This window comes from Pseudomonas sp. 06C 126 (assembly GCF_001855215.1).
Classification (GTDB): Bacteria; Pseudomonadota; Gammaproteobacteria; order Pseudomonadales; family Pseudomonadaceae; genus Aquipseudomonas; species Aquipseudomonas proteolytica.
The window spans coordinates 1-272 of record NZ_MIFU01000068.1; the positions used below are offsets into that span (position 1 = coordinate 1).

A 272-nucleotide genomic window follows, 5' to 3' on the forward strand; every position below is an offset into this window, starting at 1 on the left:
CAGAGCCATGAACTGCGGATCGGTCTTGTCCAGGGTGTAGACATAGCTGCCATCGGCAAACAATTGCAGTGTGCCGTAGGTACCAACAATCGTATTTGGCGTGACGGGGCCGGTGGCGACCCGATCAGCACCTTGCACATCGTTACCCAGCACGCTGCCGGTCAGGGTCAGCAGGCTTTCAGAGGCCACGCCGCCGGGGTTGTCGTCGAAGGCTTTTGGCACATCGTCGACCACATTGACGTCCAACGTGCCCGTAGCGCCGCTGTTGTTGC

At 59.9% G+C, this 272-nt stretch carries 1 protein-coding gene; it reads right to left on the minus strand.

What is annotated here, in order from left to right; all coding sequences use genetic code 11:
* A partial coding sequence (locus BHC62_RS07925; protein WP_143007509.1) for a VCBS domain-containing protein occupies positions 1-272 on the minus strand: 272 nt, incomplete at both ends.